Source organism: Pseudoalteromonas sp., assembly GCF_018402495.1.
In the GTDB taxonomy this organism is placed as follows: Bacteria; Pseudomonadota; Gammaproteobacteria; order Enterobacterales; family Alteromonadaceae; genus Pseudoalteromonas.
Window position 1 is genome coordinate 258,105 of record NZ_JAGYIU010000003.1, and the last position, 22,699, is coordinate 280,803.

Annotated in this window: 23 protein-coding genes; 15 read left to right on the forward strand and 8 right to left on the reverse strand. The window is 38.5% G+C overall.

The window, feature by feature from the left end; genetic code table 11:
• Positions 1-63 precede the first annotated feature (63 nt).
• The 14 genes from KG708_RS11005 to KG708_RS11070 all read left to right on the forward strand — a co-directional run bounded on the left by KG708_RS11005 (position 64) and on the right by KG708_RS11070 (position 10,807).
• Positions 64-642 carry an LON peptidase substrate-binding domain-containing protein gene (locus KG708_RS11005; RefSeq protein ID WP_213609753.1) on the forward strand — a complete coding sequence of 193 codons (579 nt, stop codon included), beginning with the start codon at positions 64-66 and terminating at the stop codon, positions 640-642.
• Positions 643-712: 70 nt separating this feature from the next.
• The gene (locus KG708_RS11010) at positions 713-1,336 is read left to right on the forward strand and encodes a sigma-70 family RNA polymerase sigma factor (RefSeq protein WP_013463253.1); all 624 of its coding nucleotides are present in this window, start codon (positions 713-715) and stop codon (positions 1,334-1,336) included.
• On the forward strand, positions 1,329-1,994 hold the full coding sequence (locus tag KG708_RS11015) for a ChrR family anti-sigma-E factor (protein WP_213609755.1): 666 nt from the start codon (positions 1,329-1,331) through the stop codon (positions 1,992-1,994). Before KG708_RS11010 ends, KG708_RS11015 begins: the two co-directional genes overlap by 8 nt.
• A gap of 8 nt (positions 1,995-2,002) precedes the next feature.
• On the forward strand, positions 2,003-2,956 hold the full coding sequence (locus tag KG708_RS11020; RefSeq protein ID WP_213609757.1) for a DUF523 and DUF1722 domain-containing protein: 954 nt from the start codon (positions 2,003-2,005) through the stop codon (positions 2,954-2,956).
• Positions 2,956-4,350 (forward strand): deoxyribodipyrimidine photo-lyase, encoded by a 1,395-nt coding sequence (gene phrB / locus KG708_RS11025; protein ID WP_213609759.1) that lies wholly within the window; start codon positions 2,956-2,958, stop codon positions 4,348-4,350. The genes KG708_RS11020 and phrB overlap by 1 nt, the downstream gene beginning before the upstream one ends.
• 1 nt (position 4,351) lies before the next feature.
• Positions 4,352-4,780 carry a nuclear transport factor 2 family protein gene (locus KG708_RS11030; RefSeq protein ID WP_213609761.1) on the forward strand — a complete coding sequence of 143 codons (429 nt, stop codon included), beginning with the start codon at positions 4,352-4,354 and terminating at the stop codon, positions 4,778-4,780.
• 2 nt (positions 4,781-4,782) lie between these two features.
• On the forward strand, positions 4,783-5,493 hold the full coding sequence (locus KG708_RS11035; RefSeq protein ID WP_213609763.1) for an SDR family NAD(P)-dependent oxidoreductase: 711 nt from the start codon (positions 4,783-4,785) through the stop codon (positions 5,491-5,493).
• Positions 5,490-6,743, forward strand: coding sequence for an FAD-dependent oxidoreductase (locus KG708_RS11040; RefSeq protein WP_213609765.1), 1,254 nt, complete (start codon positions 5,490-5,492; stop codon positions 6,741-6,743). Before KG708_RS11035 ends, KG708_RS11040 begins: the two co-directional genes overlap by 4 nt.
• The gene (locus tag KG708_RS11045; RefSeq protein WP_213609767.1) at positions 6,736-7,473 is read left to right on the forward strand and encodes a DUF1365 domain-containing protein; all 738 of its coding nucleotides are present in this window, start codon (positions 6,736-6,738) and stop codon (positions 7,471-7,473) included. The genes KG708_RS11040 and KG708_RS11045 overlap by 8 nt, the downstream gene beginning before the upstream one ends.
• 54 nt (positions 7,474-7,527) lie before the next feature.
• A complete protein-coding gene (locus KG708_RS11050) occupies positions 7,528-8,790 on the forward strand; it encodes a cyclopropane-fatty-acyl-phospholipid synthase family protein (protein ID WP_213609769.1) in 1,263 nt (420 codons plus the stop codon).
• Positions 8,768-9,268 carry a DUF2878 domain-containing protein gene (locus KG708_RS11055; protein WP_213610212.1) on the forward strand — a complete coding sequence of 167 codons (501 nt, stop codon included), beginning with the start codon at positions 8,768-8,770 and terminating at the stop codon, positions 9,266-9,268. The genes KG708_RS11050 and KG708_RS11055 overlap by 23 nt, the downstream gene beginning before the upstream one ends.
• A gap of 25 nt (positions 9,269-9,293) precedes the next feature.
• Complete coding sequence (locus tag KG708_RS11060; protein WP_213609772.1) at positions 9,294-9,782, forward strand: chalcone isomerase family protein; 489 nt, start codon at positions 9,294-9,296, stop codon at positions 9,780-9,782.
• Between the two features lies 1 nt (position 9,783).
• Complete coding sequence (locus tag KG708_RS11065; protein ID WP_213609774.1) at positions 9,784-10,323, forward strand: DUF3833 domain-containing protein; 540 nt, start codon at positions 9,784-9,786, stop codon at positions 10,321-10,323.
• Between the two features lie 208 nt (positions 10,324-10,531).
• Entirely contained in the window at positions 10,532-10,807 is a 276-nt protein-coding gene (locus tag KG708_RS11070; RefSeq protein ID WP_213609776.1) for an HU family DNA-binding protein, read from the forward strand.
• A gap of 65 nt (positions 10,808-10,872) precedes the next feature.
• Here the strand turns inward: KG708_RS11070 and ilvN are convergent, their stop codons facing one another.
• The 8 genes from ilvN to KG708_RS11110 all read right to left on the reverse strand — a co-directional run bounded on the left by ilvN (position 10,873) and on the right by KG708_RS11110 (position 20,593).
• Complete coding sequence (gene ilvN / locus KG708_RS11075) at positions 10,873-11,373, reverse strand: acetolactate synthase small subunit (protein WP_213609778.1); 501 nt, start codon at positions 11,371-11,373, stop codon at positions 10,873-10,875.
• Positions 11,373-13,097 carry an acetolactate synthase 3 large subunit gene (locus tag KG708_RS11080; RefSeq protein ID WP_213609780.1) on the reverse strand — a complete coding sequence of 575 codons (1,725 nt, stop codon included), beginning with the start codon at positions 13,095-13,097 and terminating at the stop codon, positions 11,373-11,375. Before KG708_RS11080 ends, ilvN begins: the two co-directional genes overlap by 1 nt.
• Positions 13,098-13,559: 462 nt before the next feature.
• Positions 13,560-14,567, reverse strand: coding sequence for an isocitrate dehydrogenase (locus KG708_RS11085; protein ID WP_213609782.1), 1,008 nt, complete (start codon positions 14,565-14,567; stop codon positions 13,560-13,562).
• Between the two features lie 179 nt (positions 14,568-14,746).
• Positions 14,747-16,429 carry a hypothetical protein gene (locus tag KG708_RS11090; RefSeq protein ID WP_213609784.1) on the reverse strand — a complete coding sequence of 561 codons (1,683 nt, stop codon included), beginning with the start codon at positions 16,427-16,429 and terminating at the stop codon, positions 14,747-14,749.
• Positions 16,429-16,824, reverse strand: coding sequence for a DUF3192 domain-containing protein (locus tag KG708_RS11095; RefSeq protein ID WP_213609786.1), 396 nt, complete (start codon positions 16,822-16,824; stop codon positions 16,429-16,431). The genes KG708_RS11090 and KG708_RS11095 overlap by 1 nt, the downstream gene beginning before the upstream one ends.
• 69 nt (positions 16,825-16,893) lie before the next feature.
• On the reverse strand, positions 16,894-17,667 hold the full coding sequence (xni, locus tag KG708_RS11100; protein ID WP_213609788.1) for a flap endonuclease Xni: 774 nt from the start codon (positions 17,665-17,667) through the stop codon (positions 16,894-16,896).
• Between the two features lie 8 nt (positions 17,668-17,675).
• Positions 17,676-19,019: a nucleotide 5'-monophosphate nucleosidase PpnN gene (gene ppnN / locus KG708_RS11105; RefSeq protein ID WP_213609790.1), complete on the reverse strand. Its 1,344-nt coding sequence runs from the start codon at positions 19,017-19,019 to the stop codon at positions 17,676-17,678.
• Positions 19,020-19,084: 65 nt separating this feature from the next.
• Positions 19,085-20,593 (reverse strand): diguanylate cyclase, encoded by a 1,509-nt coding sequence (locus KG708_RS11110; RefSeq protein WP_213609792.1) that lies wholly within the window; start codon positions 20,591-20,593, stop codon positions 19,085-19,087.
• Between the two features lie 313 nt (positions 20,594-20,906).
• Here KG708_RS11110 and KG708_RS11115 point away from each other — a divergent pair, with 313 nt between their 5' ends.
• On the forward strand, positions 20,907-22,697 hold the full coding sequence (locus KG708_RS11115) for a M61 family peptidase (RefSeq protein WP_213609793.1): 1,791 nt from the start codon (positions 20,907-20,909) through the stop codon (positions 22,695-22,697).
• The last annotated feature ends 2 nt before the right edge of the window (positions 22,698-22,699 follow it).

The window sequence follows — 22,699 nt, forward strand, 5'->3', positions numbered from 1 at the left end:
AGCTGATCGACTACAATAGAGCGCACGTAAATAAAGGCAGAGTGTTTGAAAAAAGTAGACTTTATGAAACGTGCGATTTTCCCATTACCGATTTTTATATTACCTGAAGGCTATACGCGATTACGTATATTTGAGCCTCGTTATTTGACGATGGTTAAAAACGCATTAAAAACAAACAGTGGTTTTGTACTTTGCACCTTTGAACACGACACACCATTCAATATAAGCGCCCAAGGGTGTTTAATGGATATTATTGATTTTGATCAAGACGAAAGTGGTATGCTGTTGATTGATGTTTTTGCATCAAAGAGTGTGCGACTAGATAACGTGTACCAAGACGAACAGGAGTTACGCCATGGTGAGGTCTCTGCGTGCAATACACCTTATTGGTACAACAGCAGTAATCATGACATTGGTGAACATCAACTACTTCAAGTGGCACTAGAAGAAGTCTTTTCTTGTAACCCAGAGCTGCAGTCTCTTTATAAACATACCCAGTTTAATCAACTTACTTGGGTTGTTGCCAGATGGCTTGAGCTTCTCCCTATTTCTATCGAGAAAAAACAACAACTTGCATTTGAAACTAATTTTGATAACTTGCTGAATTTCCTCCATACTGTGATTAATAACGAATTTGCCTAAAATAATTTTGATCCGCTTATAATCTTAGCTCGTAATGTTACCTACAAAAGCTATAACGGGACATTTTACTATGGTAAGTCAACAACAGACATTACGTTGTGAACCTAACACAGGTAAGTATACTGCCATGCCAGAAACGCCAAGTACGGAACTCAGGGAAGCATTAGTTAATGTAGCCCAATCTCGCGATAAAAAATCTTTCGCGTACTTGTTTGAATATTTTGCACCAAAGATCAAACGCTTTGGCATTAAGCAGTTTGGTGTAGAAGCCCAAGCAATGGAGTTGGTGCAAGAAACGCTCACTTCAGTGTGGCGAAAAGCGCATTTGTACAACAGTGACAAAGGCGCAGCGACTACGTGGGTTTATACGGTAATGCGTAATGCGTCTTTTGATATGCTTCGAAAAATGAAAAGCAACAAAGAAGAAAATATCAGCGAAGACATCTGGCCGTTATTGAATGAATCAGAAGATACACATCACGAATACAGTGACCACCTTGAAGATAAACAAATTAAGCGCTATCTAGATAAACTGCCACAAGCACAAAGAGAAGTGGTACGCGGTGTTTACTTTCAAGATATGTCGCAAGAGCAGCTTGCTCAACAATTAAACATTCCAGTAGGCACGGTAAAATCACGATTACGTTTAGCCTTGCAGAAATTACGTAATGAAATGGGAGATCAGCATGATTAAACATCACCCGAGTGAATCACTACTGACACAATACTGTGCAGCAACACTTCCCGCGTCACTAAGTTTAGCCGTATCTATTCATGTAGATATGTGCCCAATATGCCAAGCTAAGGTTGAAAAACTCGAGGCAAGTAATGCAAAAGCAGTGTTTAGTGACAACATGAATGTTAACAACGATGAGCAAAGCGACGATATAGCGGACTCAGGGTTGCTTGAATTAATCACCTCAGACGATTCGATTGATGAAGTTTATGCCGTTGAACCTGTTACTATTGAAGTGAATGACTATAATTACAGCTTACCAAGAGCATTAACACGTATTTCTCATAGCAAATTTACACAAGTGGGTAAGCTTGCTCGTTCACGCATAGCGCTTGACGACGGGCATTTGCGCTCGAGTTTATTGCATATAGACGCAGGTGGCGAAATCCCTGAGCATACGCATACAGGTTTTGAAGTAACGCTACTTCTTGATGGTGAATTTACAGACGAAGAAGGCAGTTATGTACCGGGTGACTTTATTTGGCAAGATGGCCGTCATCAACATACTCCTTTAACAAAAGAGGGATGTTTGTGCTTTACTGTTGTTAGTAGTGCGCTACATTTCAATAAAGGACTTAGCAAGTTGCTCAATCCAATTGGTGGCTTGATTTATTAAGAGAATCTATGCAAACAGATACAATAAAAATAGGTATTAGCGCCTGCTTAGCAGGCGAAAAGGTAAGATTTGACAGCGGCCATAAAAAATCTAACTTTTGTATGGAAGAGCTGGCAAAACATGTTGAATACAAAATATATTGTCCTGAGGTCGCGGTTGGCTTACCTATACCGCGCCCGACAATTCGCCAAGTAAGAACGGCTGATACTATCAAAGTATGTCGTCCAGATGGTACAGGTGATGTTGGCCCTCAGCTAACAGAATACGGTAAAAAAATAGCCACAGAGCAAGCTGGTCATTTAAGCGGATTTGTTTTTTGTGCCAAAAGTCCAAGTTGTGGCATGGAGCGCGTTAAAATTTACAATGAAGCAGGAACCGGTAACACCTCTGAAGGGATTGGTTTTTTTGCTGAACAAATCATGAAACACAATCCATTATTGCCCTGTGAAGAAAACGGTCGCTTGAACGATGTTCATTTACGCGAAAACTTTGTCATGCGTGTTTATACATTACATAACTGGCAGCAGTTGGTAAAAGAACCCATTACAGTGCATCGATTAACCCAGTTTCACGCGCAATATAAATACTTGTTGATGGCCCATAACTATCAAGCTTACCGTGACTTAGGCCACTTGCTTGGTACTTTTTTAGGTGACGACGTTAATGCGTTAGCCGACGAATATATACTCGGATTAATGACGGCTTTAAAACGTCCAGCGTCAAGAAAAAACAACTCAAACACCTTAATGCACTTGCAAGGTTATTTCAAAAAAGATTTATCTAAAATTGAAAAACAAGAAATGCGCGAAGCTATTGATGAATATCGTCAAGGGTTGGTACCGCTTTATGTACCACTAACATTGCTTAAACATCATTTAAAGGTTCATCCTAATGAGTATTTAAGTAAGCAGATATACTTTAACCCTTATCCCAATGAACTCAAGCTACGTTATGGTTTGTAATGAAAACATTATTTTGGTTTAGGCGCGATTTGCGCCTTTTTTCTAATGAAGCGCTTATCGAGGCGTTAAATAATGGTGCTAAACACGCCATTTTTTTTGTGTGTGAAAAACAGTGGGCAGAGCATCACACAGCTCCAATACAAATTGACTTACTAAAACGCAGAGTCAGTTATATTCGTAATAAATTAGCTGAGTATGGTGTTAATTTACACGTGATAGAGGCTCCTTATTTCACAGACTGCCAAACTAAACTTCTCGATTTTTGTCAGCAGCATGATATTAAACATATTATAGCTAATAAAGAGTATGAGCTTAATGAATTTAATCGTGATAAAACGATTCAAGCGCAATGCGATCAACAGCAAATAACATTTACTTTATACGAAGGTGACATCATTGCACCTGTTGGCAGTGTACGCACACAAAACAATGAAATGTATAAAGTGTTTACGCCCTTTAAGCGGGCGTGGTTAAAACAGTATCAAGATACTCACTTTAGCTTGGCGCCGTGGCCATTATCTTCAAACCCTATTGATATTGAATCGTGTGAATTACTCAGCAGTGATGACAGTTCAAAAAAATGGCCGGTTGATGACGACACTTTAGCGAATGTGGTCGATAATTTTATCCATGATAAATTAGCAAGTTATGATGATGTTCGCGATATACCCAGTGTAAAAGGAACATCGGGTTTAAGCCCATATTTAGCATTAGGGGTTGTCAGCAGTAAGCAGTTAATGGTCAACATACAACAGCAGTATCCAGATATTTTGACTACCTCAAAAAGTAAAACTTTTACGTGGGTGAACGAGCTGATTTGGCGTGAATTTTATAAACACCTCATTGCTGAATATCCTAAATTATCGCGCGGTGCTAATTTTAACGAAAAGTACGATAGTGTTGTTTGGCGTGATAATGATGCTGAGTTTAAGCTTTGGTGCGAAGGCCGCACAGGCTATCCACTTGTTGATGCTGCCATGCAGCAGCTATTACAAACTGGGTGGATGCACAATCGTTTGCGAATGGTAGTAGCAAGTTTCTTAACTAAACATCTTTTAATTGACTGGCGTAAGGGCGAGCAGTTTTTTATGCAGCATCTTATTGATGGTGATTTAGCCTCTAATAATGGCGGCTGGCAATGGGCGGCAAGTACAGGCTGTGATGCACAGCCTTATTTTAGAGTGTTTAACCCTATTACTCAAAGTGAACGCTTTGATCCAAGTGGTCAATTTATTCGTAAATATCTGCCTGAATTAGAAAAAGTGCCAGACAAACACATTCATTTTCCTCATACCTATTTAGCAGCAACGGGGCAAAGTGAACACTGTTACTGGCCGGCAATTGTTGATCATAAAGCAGCACGAGCTAGGGCTTTAGATGCATTTAAGGTGTGATATGGATAACCAATTATCAGTCGATAAATTTGTAGAAATATATCAAAAGCTTGATAAAAATAACCTTGAGTTATTAACCGAAATTTATGCACAAAATATACAATTTATAGATCCGCTGCACGAAATTAATGGTCTAGAAGATTTAAGGCGTTATTTTTGTGGTTTATACAGTAATGTTAAGGATTGTCGATTTGACATAACCGATTCATTTACCAACGATAATAACGCATTTGTGTATTGGACAATGTATTACTCTCACCCAAAACTGAATGCCGGTAAAACCATCACAGTGCAAGGGCACAGCAAGTTGGTATTTGAAGGCGACAAGATTGTAAAACATCGAGATTATTTTAATGCTGGTGAGCTGTTATACAAGCATATCCCATTACTAGGTAATATCATTAATTTTATTGATAAAAGGGCTGGTTAACTATGATTACCCTTATTACAGGTGCAACGTCGGGTATTGGTGAGCAACTTGCTATAAAGTATGCCGAGCAGGGTGATACAGTCATTGCTTGTGGGCGTAATACTCAAAAACTTGCTGAACTTGGTAAACATAACAACATAGAAACCTGCCAATTTGACGCCACTAATTTACAAGATATAAAAGCAGCAACGTTAGGGTACACTCAATTTGACCGCGTAATTCTCAATGCTGGTAACTGTGAATACATTGACGATGCGCGGCATTTTGATAGCGCGCTATTTGAGCGCGTTATTAACGTTAATTTATTATCAATGGGTTACTGTTTAGAAGCACTGTTACCAAAAATAAGCCCCGGTGGGCAATTGGTAATGGTTAGTTCAAGTGTTACTTACTTACCATTGCCACGTTCAGAGGCTTATGGTGCGTCTAAGGCCGGTGTAAGTTATTTAGCAAAAAGCCTTGCGGTAGATTTGAGTGATGTTGATGTGACATTAGTACACCCAGGGTTTGTAAAAACGCCTTTGACTGACAAAAATGATTTTCCCATGCCAATGGCTGTCACTGCTGAAAAAGCGGCTAATTACATAATAAAAGGCGTTGCTAAAAGCCGCAAAGAAGTTCATTTTCCTTATCGTTTCACACTTATATTAAAAGCACTGCGAGTATTACCACTTCCGCTTTGGCTTAAAATTGCAAAAGGATTAACCCGTTGAAAAAAATAGCAATAATTGGGACTGGTGTTTCAGGTTTAACTTGCGGACACTTATTGCATAAGCATTACGATGTCACACTTTTTGAAAAAAACGACTACATTGGTGGTCACACAGCAACTGTTGATGTACAGCATAGTGGTATTAATTATGCTGTAGACACAGGTTTTATTGTATTTAATGATAGAACGTACCCTTATTTTGAAAAACTGCTTGAGCGTATTGGCATAAAGCGCAAACCAACGCAAATGAGTTTTAGTGTGCATAACGAAGCCACAGGTTTCGAGTATAATGGACATACATTTACGAGTTTATTTGCTCAGCGTCGAAATATAGTTAGGCCTAAATTTTGGCGCCTATTGTATGACATAGTACGCTTTAATAAATTATGTAAAGCTTTGCACGCAAAAGGTCACTACACAGAGCAATCACTAGGTCAATTATTACAACAACATCGTTTTAATGATTTCTTTAAATACCACTACATTTTACCCATGGGTGCTGCCATTTGGTCTACTAGCATTAAAGAAATGGAAAATGTAGGGGTTGAGTTTTTTGTAAAGTTTTTCTTTAACCATGGTTTATTAGACATCACAAATAGGCCGCAGTGGTATGTGATCCCAGGTGGATCACGTGAGTATATCAATCCCCTTATTGCGGGTTTTGCAGATAAAATTAAGCTAAATAGTCAGATTAAATCTGTAGAAAGAACAAATGATGGCGTTACTATCACTTTTAACAACAGTGAACAATCTCACTTTGACAAAGTTATTTTTGCGTGCCATTCCGACCAAGCTCTAGCGCTTCTTGGTGATCCTTGTGAGCAAGAAACTAAAGTATTGGGAGCGATCCCTTACACTGAAAACTCCGTGGTATTACATACCGATATATCGCTATTGCCAGATAGAAAAGCGGCATGGGCAAGTTGGAATTATTTGCTCAATAATAATACCGATAAAGCGGCGGTGGTTACGTATCAAATGAATATACTGCAAGGGATCAAATCAGATACACAGTTCTGCGTTACCTTGAACCACTTAGAGGGTATTAATCAGAGTAAAATTTTACGTGAATTTACTTACCATCATCCTGTTTTCAACCAATCGTCAATTGCCGCGCAACAGTTAAAGCATACTATTGACGGGCAAAACAACACTTACTTTTGCGGAGCGTATTGGTACAACGGCTTTCATGAAGATGGTGTGCGCAGCGCCGTTGATGTTGCAAAGCAACTTGGAGTAGAGTTTGACTAACGCAGTATATTTAGGCGATGTAAAGCATCGCCGCTTTGCTGTTAAACATCATGCATTTAATTATCCGCTTTACATGATGTGGGTTGACTTAAACAATATCCAAGGTCTCAATGGTGTACATAAGCAACTAGGTACGTCAGGTCTTAAGGCATTAAAGTTTAAGCAGTCAGATTATTTGCAAGGTTCACCAAATAGCCAAAATCAAACCTTGTTGGAACGTGCTCATGTGCAATTAGCTGCGCTAGGTATTGAGGAAAAGTTTAGTCATGTTTATATGCTAGGACAGTTGCGCTGCTTGGGGGTTTACTTTAGCCCGGTTAATTTTTACTTTTTTGGTCACCAAGACAATCAATTTAGTTATATGATTGCTGAGGTGAGTAATACCCCATGGAATGAGCGACATTATTACTTAGTGCCGCTACAAAAAAAAGTGAACTTTAAGAAAGTATTTTCCGTATCACCATTTATGAATTTGGATATGGACTATCATTGGACTGTACGACAAAAGCAAGACAATATACTGATACGCATAGAAAATAAGCGGGATGACGAATTACTTTTTGACGCATCACTAAGGTTACAGCGTCAACCATTGAACTCGGTTCAAATGGGTAAACTATTGAGACGTTTTCCAGCCATGACGTGGTCTATTTTCAAGGGCATTTACTATCAGGCATTTATATTGTTTGTTAAAAAAGTTCCATTTTTAGGACACGCCGGTAGATCGTAAAATTTTATTAATTTATGTTGTTTAACAAGTAATAACAATAATATAGGTAAGTGTATGGAAAAGGTATCGAGCTTACGCGTTCAAGAGCGCACTAGCTGGTTTACTAACGTGTATAAAAAGTTAGTATTTAAAGCGTTCTCGTCTATTGAAATTGGTCAAATAACACTGGTGGATAACAACCAGCAGTCTGTATTTGGCGACACGTCTTCAGCGCTAAAAGTAACGGTAACCGTTAACGACAGTGCTATGTATAAAGCATTCGCGCTCGCTGGTAGCATAGGTGCGGGTGAGTCTTATATTTTAGGTCAGTGGCAATGTGACAATTTAACGCGCTTAATAGAAATTTTTGCGATTAATCAAGATCAATTAGATGCATTTGAAAAGAAATTCGCTTTTTTTAGTAACATTGCTCATCGTATAAACCACATTAAAAATAAAAATTCTCACTCGGGTTCGAAGAAGAATATTGTTGCACACTACGACTTAGGCAATGATTTATACGAGTCTTTTTTAAGTGAAGAAATGCTTTATTCTAGCGCGGTATACCCAAGTAAAGATGCTACCCTTGAACAGGCACAACAATACAAACTACAGCGTATTTGTGAGCAAGTTGAGTTACAAAAAGGTGATACAGTTATCGAAATCGGCACTGGGTGGGGCGCATTTGCTATTTATGCAGCTACACATTATGACTGTCATGTTACCACCACCACAATCTCTGATGAACAGCACGATTATGTATCCAATAAAATAAAAGAGCTTGGGCTTGAAAACAAAATAACTTTGCTTAAACAAGATTACCGTTTATTAACTGGTAAATACGATAAGCTAGTATCAATTGAAATGATAGAAGCGGTAGGTCATGAGTACTTACCTAGTTTTTTCACTCAGTGCGGTCAGCTACTAAAAGATGACGGTGCTATGCTTATTCAAGCCATCACAATTAGCGATCAACGTTATCAGCATTACCTTAAAAACTCAGACTTTATACAGCAGTATATTTTCCCTGGTGGGTGTTTGCCTTCGCTTAATGAGATGAGTGAACAGATAAAAAACAATACAGACATGAATATCCACACTGTTAATGACATTGGCGCTCATTATGCACGCACACTTGCCGATTGGCGCGAGCGATTTATTGCAAGCTGGCCAAATTTAGACAGTAATAAATTTGATGATCGCTTTTATCGTTTGTGGTTATTTTATCTTGCTTATTGTGAGGGCGCATTTAGAACTCGCGCTACAAGTACTGTGCACTTAATGGCACGCAAACCCCGTTTTACGAGTAGTAATGATGAGATTGCACTCGCTTATTAATTTTGTACTGTTTCAAGTAGTGTGGTTTTTATGCCTACTGCTTGAACAGCACTCACTTGTCTATTCAACTGTAATCATTGCATTAATGTTTTATTTGTCAGCGCAAAAAAAACAAGATGCTTTATTGCTTCTTAAATGCTTACCGCTCGCGTTACTGTGTGAGTTTATTGCTGTTAAAGTAGGCCTTATTGAATTTAAAGTAGACCCATTCCCGTTTTGGTTGGTGTTTTTATGGGCTGCTTTATTGTTATGTATTAACACGTCAATGTCATTCTTAACCACCCTCAAACCTTGGCAAGTATTTATTGTTTGCTTGGCGTTTGCTCCTGGCAGTTATTGGGCAGGTTCACGATTTGAAGTTTTAGATTTAGGGTTGCCACTATGGCAATTTTGGCCGTTGTACGGTGCTTTATGGGCTGCAACGTTTACTCTTATTTTATTTATAAACGATAAAATTGGCGCGTTTATTAAACAATAAAACGATTTGGTTGTTGGAGCAAATTATGAAAACACTTTTAAAATTAGTCATTATTTACACTCTATTTGGTCATATTGTTCATGCAGATACCCAGTTTAACAAAGTGGGTGAGGCACGCATGGAATACCTTTTTTGGGACGTTTATGATGCTACACTTTTTACACCAACGGGTTCTTATAGTCCAAAGCAAACCCAAGTAAAATTCACTTTGACCTATCTACGGGATTTTGATGCCAAAGATATTGTTAAAGCTACTAATGAGCAATGGCAGCATTTAGGTAAATCACAGTTACCAAAGCGCTATGCTGATAAATTATTAGCAATATGGCCCGATATTAAAAAAGGGGAATCGTTAACCTTATTGACTGATCAGCAAGGGCACAGTGTTTTTTTTCATAATGATAATGAAATAGGTCGTATTGAGGATGCTACTTTTGCTGATGATTTTTTAGCTATTTGGTTAAGTGAAAATACCTCAGAACCATCAATTAGAAATCAACTATTAGGGATTTAAAATGATTAATTTAAAACGTGCCAAAGTAATAATGGTATTGCTAGTCAGTTTTTTTATTGTAAGCTGCTCAGCGCCGAGTGTAGAGCATTACAAAGGCTCAGAACCCAATTTTGATTTTAAACGCTTTTTTAGCGGTGATCTTAAAGCTTATGGTGTTGTACAAGACTTTAAGGGAGAGTTGACCCGCAAGCTTGTTGTTGATCTTAGTGCTACGTGGGATGGTAACCAAGGCGTTATAGAAGAAGATTTTGTTTATGATGATGGCGAAACACAAAAACGTATTTGGAAAATAACTTTAAACGACGATAATACATTAACGGGTACAGCTTCTGATGTATTAGGAACGGCTACAGGTAAAAGTAAAGGTAGTGTTTTTCATTGGAAATACAATGTTGAAATACCTTATGATGGCAATACCTTTGAAGTTCACTTTGATGATTGGATGTATCTAGTAACGGATACGCGCTTAATAAATCGCACCTCTATTGTTAAGTTTGGCGTGGAAGTAGGGGAAGTAACTTTGGTAATAGAAAAAATATAGCGATGCAGGGACGTGCAATATTGCACGAATAGCATGCTTAAATTAAGCTTTTGTTAACCCAACTCACTGTATTTTACAGATAATTATTATAATCTTACTATTTTTTTAGTATTTTAAGTAAAAAGTGTAATTTGCTGTTGCTAACTCTTTAAAAATGCATAAAGATAGGATTTGCGAAGGCAAAATAATAACGAATAGGAATCTAATAATGAACAAAGCACAACTAGTTGAAAAAATCTCTACTGACGCAGAAATCTCTAAAGCGGCTGCTGCTCGTGCACTTGATGCATTCACAGGTGCTGTAACTTCTTCATTAAAAGAAGGCAACTCTGTTGCATTAGTTGGTTTTGGTACTTTTTCAGTTAAAGAACGTGCTGCTCGCACGGGTCGTAACCCACAAACGGGTGCAGAAATCCAAATTTCAGCAGCGACTATTCCAAGCTTTAAGCCAGGTAAAGGACTAAAGGATCAAGTAAACCTATAAGGTTTAGGTTTATAAAAATAATAAAAGGGCTATTAAGCCCTTTTTTTTTGCCGTAAATTTAACGCTTATCTAGCTTTGAGTGCTTTATCTCCTCGACCAATGCCAACAGCGCCAGAGCGTACCACTTCTATAATGTCGGTTTCATGGCGTAAGGTATCTAAAAATGATTCTATTTTGTCGGTGCTACTTACCAATTGTAGGCTGTAACTTTGACGACCCATATCTAAAATAGCGCCTTGAAATACATCAACAACACGCGTTACAGCGGCTCGAGTTACTTCATCTTTAGCGAATACTTTTACCAATAGAAGCTCGCGCTCTATGTGGTTCATGTCAGTTAAATCAATTACCTTGAGTACATCAACCAGCTTGTTTACTTGCTTTGTTATTTGTTCAACAATTCTGTCATCGCCTTTAGTGGTTACCGTAATGCGAGAAAGTGATTCATCGTCTGTGGTACCCACTGTTAAGCTATCAATATTGTAGGCTCGTTGAGAAAATAGTCCAACTATACGTGATAACGCACCGGGCTCATTTTCTAATAATATAGATAATATACGACGCATTATGCCTTCACTCCTTTTCTTAACCACATCTCATCTATGCCGCCGAGCTTAATTTGCATCGGGTAAACATGTTCTTTTTCATCGACTAAAATATCTAAAAACACTAATCTATCGGTTATTGACATCGCTTTGTCTATAGCAGGTTGTAGCTCATCAAGGGTGTTTACTCTGATACCCACATGGCCATAGCTTTCAACTAACTTTACAAAATCGGGAAGTGATTCCATGTAAGATGAAGAATGTCTGCCACCATAAATCATATCTTGCCACTGCCTAACCATACCGAGTGAGCGGTTATTTAACGAGATCACTTTTACTGCTAAGTTGTATTGTAAACAGGTAGAAAGTTCTTGAATATTCATTTGAATTGAGCCATCACCCGTTACACATAAAGACTCTTTGTCAGGAAAGGCAAGTTTAACGCCCATCGCCGCTGGCAAACCAAAGCCCATGGTGCCTAACCCGCCTGAGTTGATCCACTGTCGAGGATGTTTAAATGGGTAATATTGGGCTGCAAACATCTGGTGTTGACCCACATCTGAACTGACATAGGCATCACCATTAGTTGCTTCATAAATTGCTTCTATGACGGCTTGAGGCTTAATTTTATCGCCATCAGTATTGTAGTTTAAGCACTTTTGTTCGCGCCAACTGATCACCTGTCGCCACCAGTCTTCTTGTGCACTACGATCAATTTTAATCGGGCTTTTATCTATAGCAGTTTGTAACTGTTCAAGTACCGTGGCTAAACAGCCAACAACCGGAATATGTGCTTTAATGGTTTTGGAAATTGAAGTCGGATCGACATCTACATGCACGATAGTGGCATTAGGGCAAAACTTTTGTACGTTATTGGTAACCCGATCATCAAATCGTGCACCAAGGGCTAAAATAACATCGGCATTAGCCATGGCTTTATTTGCTTCTAATGTACCATGCATGCCTAGCATACCGATAAAATTGGGGTGAATGCCTGAAATACCGCCTAGTCCCATTAAGGTGTTGGTAATAGGGGCATTGAGTGATTCGACTAAATGAGTGAGTTGCTCAGATGTATTTGAAAGCACAATACCGCCACCAGAATAAATCACTAGCTTTTTTGCTTCTAAAATAGCAGTAACGGCTTTACGAATTTGTTTAGAGTGCCCTTTAGTGTTTGGGCTGTAAGTTCTAAGCTCGGTTGCTGGCGGAAAGTTATATGCAAATGTTAGCGCTGGGTTAAGCATATCTTTAGGAAGTTCAACGACAACTGGTCCTGGGCGACCTGAGCTGGCAATATAAAAGGCTTTGGCAAGTATATTAGGAATTTCAATAGCGCTGCGACAGTTAAAGCTATGTTTTACGATAGGTCGAGAGCAGCCAACAATATCGGTTTCTTGAAATGCATCATCACCAATAAGGTTTGTTGGTACTTGGCCTGATAATACCACCATTGGAATTGAGTCCATATAGGCTGTCGCTATACCGGTCACGCAGTTAGTTGCACCAGGTCCAGAGGTGGCAAGGACCACACCCACTTCACCAGTTGCTCTTGCGTAACCATCGGCCATATGTGTCGCTGCCTGTTCGTGGCGCACTAAAATATGTTCTATATCGTCTTGCTGAAAGAGTGCATCATATAGGTCTAATACTGAGCCACCGGGGTAACCGAATATATACTTAACGTTTAACTCTTTTAATGACTTAACGACTAGTTCAGAGCCATTATATTGTTGTTTACTCATCCTCATTCCTCTGTTGACTACTTTATGCAAAAAAAAACCCCCGCGTAGTGCGAGGGTTTTAAAAAGCATGTTTCACCTTTTAATACATCCCCGCTAGGCTTATCACTAAGACCAGTACGAGTAAGACTAAAAGACGAAATTGTGTGTTCATGATGTTTTGCTCTTTAAAATAAAATGCTGTTTAAATTACAATGTTTGTATATGGTTATTTTTAAGGCTTTTGCGCGCTCATGTCAACCCAAAACTAAAGTTTTTGGATTAAAAATTCATTTTTATATATTTTTCAATCTTAAATTCTAATTGTTATGAAATATTCTCACTTTAAAAGCAGAAATTATGCATTTTTAATTTTAAGGAGTAGGGGGCTTAAATACACATTAATTACATTAAAGTGCTAAAAGGGGTTTTGAGTAGGCATAAAAAAAGCCAACAGATGTTGGCTTTATAATTCAATTATACTTGTTACAGACGGTCGATTACTGACTGAGTGAAGTCAGTTGTACCATGACTGCCGCCTAAATCGCGAGTAGTACGGTCGCCTGATTTAATTACATCAGCCACTGCGCTACGAATGCGCTCTGCCGTATCGCCCATATTTAAATGCTCTAGCATTTGAATAGACGCTAAAATAACTGACGTTGGGTTTGCTAGGTTTTTGCCAGCAATATCAGGTGCACTACCGTGAACAGCTTCAAAAATAGCCGCATCTTCACCAATGTTAGCACCAGGCGCCATGCCTAAACCACCAACTAAACCAGCACATAAATCAGATAAAATATCGCCGAATAGGTTAGTCGTTACAATTACGTCAAACTCTTCCGGTGTCATTACTAGTTTCATACAGGTTGCATCAACAATCATTTCAGTTGATTCAATCTCTGGGTAACGTTCAGCCACTTCACGAGCTACTTTTAAGAACAAACCCGATGTTGATTTTAAGATGTTCGCTTTATGAACTGCTGTTACTTTTTTACGACCTTCACGTACAGCAAGTTCGTATGCAAAAGTAACGATCTTTTCAGCACCTTCACGGGTGATCACAGACATTGCTTCAGCTTCGTTACCATCTGCACTCACTACTTGCCCTGCACCTGAGTACATACCTTGGGTATTTTCACGAACAGTAATGATATCAATATCATCGTAACGTGCTTTAGTACCTGTAAACGATTTAACTGGACGGACATTTGCGTATAAGCCGAACTGCTTACGAAGTGTTACATTAATTGATGTAAAGCCTTCGCCTACAGGGGTCGTTAATGGCCCTTTTAAGGTGATTTTATTTTTAGCAATCGTGTCAATCGTTTCTTGTGGGAGCAATTCACCTGTTTTTTCAAGTGCAGCGAGGCCAGCGTCAACAAATTCATAATCAAAATCGCATCCTGCGGCTTTTAGTATTTCAAGTGCTGAGTCGATAATGCTAGGGCCAATGCCGTCGCCTTTGATCACTGTTATGGTTTGTTTGGCCATGAACTTTTCCTTTAAAGAGTTGGATACACACATAAATAAAAAATACTCATAGAGTTTAGACTACTTACATGACAGGGGTGCTAAATTTAAGCCGGCATTTATACCAATTTATTGAACATTTTGCCAGTTTATACTGCAAATACAGGGTATAAGTTTGATGTATAGTGATAATAAGGCAGCTAAATACTATTGTGTAGCCCTAATTGTTGCAAGGATTGATTAAAATCTCCCTCGCTCTGCCAGCCATAATGAAAAAGTTGTTGATTTAAAGTTTGCTGTTGCCATGCTGTTAATGGTTGATTGGGTTTAAGCGCACATTGAGCAATTACTTTTAATGCGACCCATAATTTACTGGCATTATCGAGTTGCTTTTTTGGTAATGTTTCAGCATTTAATAAAGCGATAGTCCACGGATCGTCAGTAAGTAATTCGCCAAGCTCATTAGATAGATGGAGAGTGTCAATCTTCTTTATACCAAAAAAAGCGCAAAATGGCGTATCTAAGGGCTGGTTAAGTGTTTGATCAATTATAATTTTTCTTGAAATATCAGCACTGTAATTCGTTAATAGATGATATAAATATGCATATAAGCTTAAGCTAATGCGCTCACTTTGCAGGTTCTTATCATGGTTTACTAGTAACTCTAAAATGTTGACTAAACACTTCATGCGAGTACATAAAAAAGCATGCAAAGGATGTGCAATACTATTAACTAATTGCTCGAGAACCACGCCTTGAATGATTGCAGGCGCCTTATCGTAACCGACCATAGACAAGCTATGCCTTAAATCTTTTGCGCTTAGCTGCTCTTTATTGTAGTGTTTTACTGCGTGGCACACCGACTTTATAATATTAGGATAAGGAGTAAGTAAAGTATTTAACGCCTTGTAACTGTACTCGTGTTGAGTTTTTATTTGCTTTACTAATTCGTACAATGATGATTGAGTATAGTTACCTTCATGCACACTATGTAAGTATTGACTGTCCCAAACTTTAAGAGTTAAGCGATCATCATGACAATGCCATGCTTTGGCGTTATCTTTTAATGATGCTTTAATTCGGTACCACGCTATTTTAGTATGAGAATGATTAACAATGATATGTCGCCCAGCTGTATCTGTGGCTAGATAAATCATGGCTTGATCGGCATATTCAACTTGGCTACCAGGTATGTACTCGCCAACATGTGTTACTAGTGCCTTTAAAAGCGCCTGCGCAAACGCGTTGGGAGTTCTAAGGTAAAGATCTCCCACGGCTTTATAAAAATTAATATGTTGCTGTTTGGTATTACAGGTCACATTTATGGCTAAAATATTCGCTAAAGCAACCAATACACTGGCTCCGTCATAAAGCATAACTTTAGGTGTATTTAAAAGTGCTTGTTTGTATTTACTGAGTTTAGCCAAGATATGGGCAATTTGCTCTGCTGGTTGCTGCGCAGTCAATATCACTTTTGCAGCAAGTTTATGGCGTAATTGCCACATTTTAGTATCAGTAGTAGTAAATGCTTGTTGCTGGGCTAATTTATTAAGTTGATTAGCAACACAAAGGTGTTCTACTAATGAAGCGCTAATATAAAGCTCAGTTAAGTGTTTATCGTAAGATTGGCTGGTACTCAAGGCGCAGGTTAAAATACACTGGTTAACTACTAAGTTTGTTGCGTAACTATAGTGTGGTTTATATAGGGTTACCTGCGCTTGTAACGCCGCTGGATTTTGTTCGTATAGCTTTGCGTACTGCCCTGCAAGTTTACAAACAAGTGGATATAAAGTATGTCTCTGGCCTTTATTACTATGGGATGTCAAAAGCTGCTGAGTGCTCTCTAATAGCTTTTTTAGTTTTCCCGATAGTGTTGTTTGCATTAAATTGCGCCATCAATTTGTTTAAGGTACTCATCATATGCATTTAGCCCCCACATTATAAGTTGGCCATTTTTAAATAATAACCCTGTGCACTCATCCATTGTGGTAATGCCATCAGAGGTTCTATGTTGGGTACGATAAAATACAACCTGCCATACGTGTTCACCATCTCGCTTTGCATAGGTTAAATCAGGGCTGCCTAAATATTCGAGTACATCATTAAGTGTAAATGCATCTTCTAAGCGTAGCTTTTCGATATAGCGTTTATTAAATGCTTCTCTGTCTTGCCAAATCATTGCTTGCGGATCGTCTTTATAAAACATAATAACCGACGTGGCTATTAACGCATATAGACCTAACCCTAAAATTAAATACCTAAAAAATTTTTTGAACATTGCCTACCCAGACCAGAAAAACTGCCAATAGTATACGTATTGCAATTGTACAGTGCCATTAACTTGCGACTAATTAAGTCTTAACTGCTTTAAACTAAAGCCTAAATGAATATCTGTACGTAAACTTACCAATTGCTTAGAAATAACAAACATGTCTATATCATCGGCGAGTTTTTTTTGTAACCGCGGACTTAATGATTCATCGTCTAATGCATCTTCTAGCGTATTGTATTGATTAACTAATTGTTGTGCCGATTTAATACCAATTCCCTTAACACCAGGTATATCATTAGTTTTATCTCCCGCTAGCGCCCAAAAATCAATGAGTTTGTGCTGCTCTACCGCAAAGCGCTCTTTAATGTGCTGGCGTGTGAGGTGTTGTTTTTTAAAGTAATCGTATATTTCAATATGTGCACTTAAATGCGGTAAAAAACCTTTATCGGTAGATACAATAGTGTTATTTATCTGGTTGCTGGCTGCTTTATGGGCTAATGTCGCGATAATATCATCAGCTTCATCGTTCGTGGGTTCAAATACTACAATACCGGTGCTTTCAATAGCAGACTTAAAATGGGGTAAGGCTTCTTTTAATATTTGAGGCATAGGTGCACGCGAATGTTTGTAGTTTTTGTAAAAATGGTAACGCCAGCTTTTATCACCATCAAATACTGCAATTGCATGGGTTGCATTGGTCGTGGCTAAGAGCTTTTTGCAAGCATGTGCAACCCGTGTACAGCATGCTTTTAACATGTGTTCATCACTGTGATGGGATTGATTAGCATCAACAGCATAAATGCGCCTAATTAAGTTAAGCGCATCAATGAGAAGTAAATGAGGATTCAATTCTAAACTCACACTTTTATTGTATAGCAAGGGATATACTTACTGCCTGGAAGCTTCATTCTACCTTGTTCTACAAACGCTTGTAAAAGTGTGTCCATTGCTGTCATTAAACTAGGCTCACCACTGAGCACGTAAGGACCGTTTTGTTTAATTGCATTTAGACCTTCTTCTTTTACATTTCCTGCAACTATGCCTGAAAACGCGCGGCGTAAATTAGCTGCTAATTGTTGCTTAGGTTGATCAAGATGCAAATCCAGTGATGCCATGGCCTGATGAGATGGATAAAAGGGTTGTTGAAAGTCGCTGTCAATTTTTAATGTCCAGTTAAAGTAATACGCATCGCCTTGGCTTTTGCGATATTCGCGGACACTATTCATTGCTGATTTTAGCTTTTGACTTACTAATTGTGGGTTATCAATGATCACTTCAAATTTATTCAGTGCTTCATTCCCTAACGTCATTTGAATAAACTCACACAATTCTTCGAAGTAGGCTTTACTTTGTTTAGGACCTGTAAGAATAACAGGTAAACATTGTTTTTCATTTTCAGGGTGTAGCAAAATACCAAGTAAATATAATAATTCTTCTGCTGTGCCTGCGCCACCTGGGAAAATAATAATAGCATGCGCTGTACGCACAAACGCTTCAAGGCGCTTTTCGATATCGGGTAAAATAACTAGCTCATTAACAATAGGATTAGGTGGCTCTGCAGCAATGATGCTAGGCTCGGTTAAACCTAAATAACGATTGTTAGTAATACGTTGTTTTGCATGTCCAATAGTGGCGCCTTTCATTGGGCCTTTCATGGCACCTGGGCCGCAACCGGTACAAATATTTAAGCCTCGTAAGCCAAGCTCATACCCTACCTGCTTGGTATATTTATATTCTATTTCATTAATAGAGTGGCCACCCCAGCATACAATCATGTTGGGTTCGCTATTTACTTTAAGTGCATCGGCATTTCTAAGCATATCAAAAACCATGTGGGTAATGGCTTTAGTTTCTTTGAGGTTTTTTTCATACTTTTGACAAATAAACAAAATATCGCGAATAACTGAAAATATATGCTCATGAATACCCGTGACTATGTGGCCGTCAACGAAGGCTGTTTGAGGTGGATTTTCTAACTCAATTTTTATACCGCGCTCACGGCTTACCAAACGAATATCAAAATCTTTATATTTTTCATATATATCGTTACTCACATCTGTATGGCTGCCCACATTAAGTACAGCTAATACACAGTTCCTAAATAACTTGTAACGCTCGCTGGTTGAAGATTGCTCAAGTAGGTCTACTTCTAACTGAGATAATAAATCTAATACTCCCGTTGGGTTTAACTGTATTAGCATTGGCATTCTCCTTAAAACTTTTTGGGTAAATTTACTGCATAATTATGCCAAATACACAACTAACATTATTTATTAATACACAGACGATCCCGGCCTGAGTTTTTAGCGTCATATAAAGCTTCATCTGCTCTATCGAAAGCTTTTAGCGCTGTATCACCCTCCTTAAATTGAGTTGCGCCTAACGAAACAGTAATTTCAATTTGCTTGTCTTTAAATTTAAATGGAATCTTTTTAATCGACAGTCTTAACCTGTTGAGGTGTTCGCTCGCATTATCAACAGATGTATGCGGCATAAGTAACACAAACTCTTCGCCACCATAGCGAGCAATAAAGTCTGATTGCCTAATTGATTTTTGCAGTGCTTTGGCAATAACTTGTAATGTAATATCGCCTGCAGTGTGGCCAAATCGATCGTTAATCGATTTAAAATGGTCAACATCAACTACCACCAGGGTGATCTCAGAGGGGTGTTCATTAAATAAGTTTATTTCGTAGTTGTAACGTTCATCAAATGCAGCACGATTAGGTAGTTTTGTAAGGCTATCGAGTAAACTTTTCATTCTCTGTTCATTTAAGCGTTTTTTGTAATTACTAACTTTGCTTTCTAGGCTGTTAATTCTTTCATTTATTTGCGAAAAGTTAGCAATGAGAATTTGGCGATCTTTTTGTTCAAGTTGCTCTTTTTCTAAAATATCAGCACTCAATGACCGTAACTCGTTATCAACAAGCTGTTTTAACTCCGTGATTGAGGTGGCATTTTTTGTTTGTGTATTTAAGCTTTCTAGCTTTTCACCAATTCGCTGATTAATTAAATCAAACTCTACATTCATCGATTCAGAGTGTTCACTGGTCGATACTAATGAACGGTGCAGCTCTTCAAGTGTTTGGTTTAAAGAGGTTAAAAAACTTTGCGCTGACTCACGTTCAACTTGAATGCTCTCTACAATCAATGAAATAACATCTATTGCAGCATCAAGAAGCTGATCAACAGCTTCGTTTTTTGCTATGCGTTTTTTTATTAAGTATAGGGCGTCGTTCGCTTTTTCTTCAAGTATGAGCTCACTCACTAAGTTAAATAGCTTTTCAGTGAGCGTATTTAAATTGGGTGGCTCAAAGGTATTGGTGCTTTTGGCAACTAACGCTTGGTGATAAAAAGTGATCAGTTGGTTTAATATAGGAATAAACCCATGCACTGACTGTATATCTTGTAGTTCATTATCAAGTAAATAGCGCAACGTTCTGCGAGTTTCGTCTGGTAAACCTTTCGTTTGTTGTAGTTGTTTACCCGCATTTTGCACGCTGGATAAAAGATCACGTTGGTGTGTGAGTTGAATGGCTTCTTGATTTTTTAGCAGGGCTAAAATATCGTCCACCAAAGGAGAAAAGTATTCAAACTCCATTCCTTTGTTTAAAGCACTTCGGAACTTAGCCAAGCGGTTATCAAGCTCAATATCAAGCCCTTTACAGCATAATGACAATTTAGCTGCAAAGTTAGAAAGGGTGTCAACTTGATGTTTTCGCGCGCTTTCAATTACTCTTCTACTTTCGATTGCTTGCTTTAGTTTTTTTTCCACCGTATTGGAGCTCCCAGACACCTACACATCATTATCTTACTGCTTGTATTGTTTTAGTTTACAACAAAAACATATTAATAGTAGGGATGAGAGAAAAAACTTAATGTTTTTAATAACAAAATGCGAACGAAATAGGCCATATACCCTAGCACCCTCAAAATATGGGGGTCACTGGAATTAAAAAGCGACTTAAGACACGCATGAATTGGCAGCCTGTTTAAAATCAATAACACAGTCTAAATCGCTTTTAATTCACTTTTGAATAAGGTCTTGTTAATCTTGCTACAACAATATGTTATGAAAATGAGCCTTTATGAAAAAGCGACTTTTATTATCAATTTTAGCTGCCTGTTCAGCACCGGTATTTGCCGATGTTAATTATGCTTTAAACATTTCTCAGCCAGAGCATCATTTGGGTGATGTAAATGTAGAATTTCCTAAAACAGCGCAGTCTTATCTAGATGTAAAACTTCCTGCATGGCGCACTGGCCGATACGAAATTTTAAACCTTGCTAATGGGGTGCGTTACTTTAAAGCCAGCGATAATAAGGGGAATGCTTTAAAGTGGGAAAAAATTGAACACAGTACATGGCGCGTTCATTTAAACGAGCCAACCCAAGTAAACATAGATTATCAAGTATATGCTAATGAGCCAGGTAAACGCGCCCGCCATATTGACGACAGCCATGCCTTTGTTAATGCATCAGGCTTTTTTATGTTTAGCGAATCATTTCGCCAAGAGCCAGTAACGGTTGAATTAAATGTACCCAAAGGGTGGCGCTCTGTATCAGGAATGGAAAACTATAAAAATAAACATAGCTTTAAAGCCAGTGACTACGATGTGCTCGTAGACTCGCCAATAGAAACGGGCATTAATCAACATTATAGCTTTGTCGTTGATGGACGAAACTATGAGTTAGTCATTTGGGGGCAGGGTAACTACGATGTTGACCTTATGCTCAAAGATCTTAAAACGTTAGTTAGTACGGGTAATTTAATATGGGATAGTTACCCATATAAGCGTTATGTGTTTATAGTTCATGCAACGTCTGGTGCAAGTGGTGCAACAGAGCATATAAATTCCACTATTATTCAACGCCCACGTAATCGCTTTGGCTCTCGTGAAGATTATTTAGCGTTTATTAGCACCGCAGCGCATGAATTTATCCATACGTGGAATGTAAAAGCCTACCGGCCAAAAGGGCTTACACCCTATGATTACACAAATATCAATTATTCAAAACTACTGTGGATGGCTGAAGGTTCTACCAGCTATTTTGAAGATTATTTATTAGTGCGTTCGGGTATTCAAACCACGGATGAATTTTTTAACATATTAAGCAAAACTATTAATCGCCACTTGAGCATGACAGGGCGTGAAGTGCAAAGTGCCAGCGAAACCAGTTTCGATAAATGGATTAATCAAGGCGACGACCACGCGCGTAACTACTCTACTAGTATTTATCTTGAAGGAGCACTCATATCTATGGCATTAGATATTGATTTGCTCGAAAAAAGCCAAGGCAAAATAAGCTACAGAGATGTACATAGTGAACTGTATAAACAGCATAAATTACCAAAAGGCTTTACTGAGCAGGATGTGTTAGCTATTTTAAAACAACTAACAGGGCGTGATTACAGCGCGTGGTGGCAGGCAAATGTTAGCTCACCAGCTAACCTTGATTTTGATGCACTGCTATCAAAAGTAGGCTTAAGCTTTGAATTACCAGAAAAAGCCAAGGCCACACCAAGCTTAGATGCATTTACTAAAAATACAGGTGAGTTACTTACGCTTACCCATGTACGCCGCGATGGTGCGGCATGGAAAGGCGGCTTAACCACCGACGATAAACTCGTCGCTATTAATAAAAAGCATGTAGGTAAAGACTTAACAGCCAGCCTAGAAACCTTTAAAGCAAGGGGCAAGGTGACGGTTGAATTTATTCGCCGTGATACATTAATGTCGACAGAGCTTGTATTGTCTGAAGGTTTCGATAAACCAAAAAAAGTGGTTGCGAATAAAAATGCCACTGATGAGCAAAAGGCACTATTTAAAGCATGGATGGGTGTAGCGCATCCAAACGATGTGAAAAAAGACGACTAACA

What these genes read in the sequence shown, in the direction of transcription:
- ilvN (WP_213609778.1), bottom strand. Translation starts at nt 11,373, where the DNA reads ATGCGTCGTATATTATCTATATTATTAGAAAATGAGCCCGGTGCGTTA.
- KG708_RS11095 (WP_213609786.1), bottom strand. Translation starts at nt 16,824, where the DNA reads ATGTTCAAAAAATTTTTTAGGTATTTAATTTTAGGGTTAGGTCTATAT.
- KG708_RS11115 (WP_213609793.1), top strand. Translation starts at nt 20,907, where the DNA reads ATGAAAAAGCGACTTTTATTATCAATTTTAGCTGCCTGTTCAGCACCG.
- KG708_RS11065 (WP_213609774.1), top strand. Translation starts at nt 9,784, where the DNA reads ATGATTAATTTAAAACGTGCCAAAGTAATAATGGTATTGCTAGTCAGT.
- KG708_RS11090 (WP_213609784.1), bottom strand. Translation starts at nt 16,429, where the DNA reads ATGCAAACAACACTATCGGGAAAACTAAAAAAGCTATTAGAGAGCACT.
- KG708_RS11060 (WP_213609772.1), top strand. Translation starts at nt 9,294, where the DNA reads ATGAAAACACTTTTAAAATTAGTCATTATTTACACTCTATTTGGTCAT.
- KG708_RS11005 (WP_213609753.1), top strand. Translation starts at nt 64, where the DNA reads ATGAAACGTGCGATTTTCCCATTACCGATTTTTATATTACCTGAAGGC.
- KG708_RS11080 (WP_213609780.1), bottom strand. Translation starts at nt 13,097, where the DNA reads ATGAGTAAACAACAATATAATGGCTCTGAACTAGTCGTTAAGTCATTA.
- KG708_RS11055 (WP_213610212.1), top strand. Translation starts at nt 8,768, where the DNA reads ATGAGATTGCACTCGCTTATTAATTTTGTACTGTTTCAAGTAGTGTGG.
- KG708_RS11020 (WP_213609757.1), top strand. Translation starts at nt 2,003, where the DNA reads ATGCAAACAGATACAATAAAAATAGGTATTAGCGCCTGCTTAGCAGGC.
- KG708_RS11030 (WP_213609761.1), top strand. Translation starts at nt 4,352, where the DNA reads ATGGATAACCAATTATCAGTCGATAAATTTGTAGAAATATATCAAAAG.
- KG708_RS11070 (WP_213609776.1), top strand. Translation starts at nt 10,532, where the DNA reads ATGAACAAAGCACAACTAGTTGAAAAAATCTCTACTGACGCAGAAATC.
- KG708_RS11035 (WP_213609763.1), top strand. Translation starts at nt 4,783, where the DNA reads ATGATTACCCTTATTACAGGTGCAACGTCGGGTATTGGTGAGCAACTT.
- KG708_RS11085 (WP_213609782.1), bottom strand. Translation starts at nt 14,567, where the DNA reads ATGGCCAAACAAACCATAACAGTGATCAAAGGCGACGGCATTGGCCCT.
- KG708_RS11015 (WP_213609755.1), top strand. Translation starts at nt 1,329, where the DNA reads ATGATTAAACATCACCCGAGTGAATCACTACTGACACAATACTGTGCA.
- KG708_RS11050 (WP_213609769.1), top strand. Translation starts at nt 7,528, where the DNA reads ATGGAAAAGGTATCGAGCTTACGCGTTCAAGAGCGCACTAGCTGGTTT.
- phrB (WP_213609759.1), top strand. Translation starts at nt 2,956, where the DNA reads ATGAAAACATTATTTTGGTTTAGGCGCGATTTGCGCCTTTTTTCTAAT.
- KG708_RS11010 (WP_013463253.1), top strand. Translation starts at nt 713, where the DNA reads ATGGTAAGTCAACAACAGACATTACGTTGTGAACCTAACACAGGTAAG.
- ppnN (WP_213609790.1), bottom strand. Translation starts at nt 19,019, where the DNA reads ATGCTAATACAGTTAAACCCAACGGGAGTATTAGATTTATTATCTCAG.